This is a genomic window from Vibrio anguillarum, from assembly GCF_003390515.1.
Lineage (GTDB): Bacteria > Pseudomonadota > Gammaproteobacteria > Enterobacterales > Vibrionaceae > Vibrio > Vibrio anguillarum.
Genome location: NZ_CP031479.1, coordinates 2,471,481 through 2,474,547, shown reverse-complemented (window position 1 = coordinate 2,474,547; position 3,067 = coordinate 2,471,481). Strand labels below are relative to the sequence as shown.

The 3,067-nt window shown below is 51.1% G+C and carries 1 rRNA gene; it reads left to right on the top strand.

The features are described 5' to 3' along the window. The first annotated feature begins 153 nt into the window (after positions 1-153). Positions 154-3,044, top strand: a 23S ribosomal RNA gene (locus tag DD616_RS14595). Positions 3,045-3,067 lie beyond the last annotated feature (23 nt).

Here is a 3,067-nt window from a genome sequence, read left to right as displayed (position 1 = left end):
TTGATACCAAACACATTCAAGTGTTCTTGGGAAAGCTTACTACGGTAAGTTTTCAAAATTGAGTCCGGCAAAATCAAACGTCTCGCGCTCATTCAAATAATGAGAGACAACCTTGGTGACTTGTCCACAACACGAAACTTCTTCGGGTTGTATGGTTAAGTGACTAAGCGTACACGGTGGATGCCTTGGCAGTCAGAGGCGATGAAGGACGTAGTAACTTGCGATAAGCGTAGATTAGGCAGTAACAGCCACTTGAGTCTACGATTTCCGAATGGGGAAACCCACGTGCATAAGCACGTATCCTTACCTGAATACATAGGGTAAGGAGGCAAACCGGGGGAACTGAAACATCTAAGTACCCCGAGGAGAAGAAATCAACAGAGATTCCGAAAGTAGCGGCGAGCGAAATTGGACTAGCCCTTAAGCTTTTAATGATGCAGGTGAAGCCTCTGGAAAGTGGCGCAATAAAGGGTGATAGCCCCGTAACTGTTCCATCATTATAAGTGAAATCGAGTAAGGCGGGACACGTGTTATCCTGTCTGAACATGGGGGGACCATCCTCCAAGGCTAAATACTACTGACTGACCGATAGTGAACCAGTACCGTGAGGGAAAGGCGAAAAGAACCCCTGTGAGGGGAGTGAAATAGAACCTGAAACCGTGTACGTACAAGCAGTAGGAGCACCTTCGTGGTGTGACTGCGTACCTTTTGTATAATGGGTCAGCGACTTATATTCAGTGGCAAGGTTAACCGAATAGGGGAGCCGTAGGGAAACCGAGTCTTAACTGGGCGCTTCAGTCTCTGGATATAGACCCGAAACCGGGTGATCTAGCCATGGGCAGGTTGAAGGTTGAGTAACATCAACTGGAGGACCGAACCGACTAATGTTGAAAAATTAGCGGATGACTTGTGGCTAGGGGTGAAAGGCCAATCAAACTCGGAGATAGCTGGTTCTCCCCGAAAGCTATTTAGGTAGCGCCTCGGACGAATACTACTGGGGGTAGAGCACTGTTAAGGCTAGGGGGTCATCCCGACTTACCAACCCTTTGCAAACTCCGAATACCAGTAAGTACTATCCGGGAGACACACGGCGGGTGCTAACGTCCGTCGTGGAGAGGGAAACAACCCAGACCGCCAGCTAAGGTCCCAAATTACTACTAAGTGGGAAACGATGTGGGAAGGCTCAGACAGCCAGGATGTTGGCTTAGAAGCAGCCATCATTTAAAGAAAGCGTAATAGCTCACTGGTCGAGTCGGCCTGCGCGGAAGATGTAACGGGGCTAAGTAGTAAACCGAAGCTGCGGCAATACAGTTTACTGTATTGGGTAGGGGAGCGTTCTGTAAGCCGTTGAAGGTGTGTTGTAAAGCATGCTGGAGGTATCAGAAGTGCGAATGCTGACATGAGTAACGATAAGGGGGGTGAAAAACCTCCCCGCCGGAAGACCAAGGGTTCCTGTCCAACGTTAATCGGGGCAGGGTAAGTCGACCCCTAAGGCGAGGCTGAAAAGCGTAGTCGATGGGAAACGGGTTAATATTCCCGTACTGCTTATAATTGCGATGGGGGGACGGAGAAGGCTAGGTGGGCCAGGCGACGGTTGTCCTGGTTCAAGTGCGTAGGCTAAGAGACTAGGTAAATCCGGTTTCTTGTTAGGCTGAGACACGACGTCGAGCTGCTACGGCAGTGAAGTCATTGATGCCCTGCTTCCAGGAAAAGCCTCTAAGCTTCAGATTATAAGCAATCGTACCCCAAACCGACACAGGTGGTCGGGTAGAGAATACCAAGGCGCTTGAGAGAACTCGGGTGAAGGAACTAGGCAAAATGGTACCGTAACTTCGGGAGAAGGTACGCTCTTATTGGTGAAGTCCCTCGCGGATGGAGCTGACGAGAGTCGCAGATACCAGGTGGCTGCAACTGTTTATTAAAAACACAGCACTGTGCAAAATCGCAAGATGACGTATACGGTGTGACGCCTGCCCGGTGCCGGAAGGTTAATTGATGGGGTTAGACTTAGGTCGAAGCTCTTGATCGAAGCCCCGGTAAACGGCGGCCGTAACTATAACGGTCCTAAGGTAGCGAAATTCCTTGTCGGGTAAGTTCCGACCTGCACGAATGGCGTAATGATGGCCACGCTGTCTCCACCCGAGACTCAGTGAAATTGAAATCGCTGTGAAGATGCAGTGTACCCGCGGCTAGACGGAAAGACCCCGTGAACCTTTACTACAGCTTGGCACTGAACATTGAACCTACATGTGTAGGATAGGTGGGAGACTTAGAAGCGCAGTCGCTAGATTGCGTGGAGTCGACCTTGAAATACCACCCTTGTCGTTTTGATGTTCTAACGTAGGCCCCTCATCGGGGTTGCGGACAGTGCCTGGTGGGTAGTTTGACTGGGGCGGTCTCCTCCCAAAGAGTAACGGAGGAGCACGAAGGTGGGCTAATCACGGTTGGACATCGTGAGGTTAGTGCAATGGCATAAGCCCGCTTAACTGCGAGAATGACGGTTCGAGCAGGTACGAAAGTAGGTCATAGTGATCCGGTGGTTCTGAATGGAAGGGCCATCGCTCAACGGATAAAAGGTACTCCGGGGATAACAGGCTGATACCGCCCAAGAGTTCATATCGACGGCGGTGTTTGGCACCTCGATGTCGGCTCATCACATCCTGGGGCTGAAGTCGGTCCCAAGGGTATGGCTGTTCGCCATTTAAAGTGGTACGCGAGCTGGGTTTAGAACGTCGTGAGACAGTTCGGTCCCTATCTGCCGTGGGCGTTGGAAGATTGAAGGGGGCTGCTCCTAGTACGAGAGGACCGGAGTGGACGAACCGCTGGTGTTCGGGTTGTCATGCCAATGGCATTGCCCGGTAGCTAAGTTCGGAATTGATAAGCGCTGAAAGCATCTAAGCGCGAAGCGAGCCCTGAGATGAGTCTTCCCTGGCACTTTAAGTGTCCTAAAGGGTTGTTCGAGACTAGAACGTTGATAGGTTGGGTGTGTAAGCGCTGCGAGGCGTTGAGCTAACCAATACTAATTGCCCGTGAGGCTTAACCATACAACACCGAAGGGGTTTTGTGG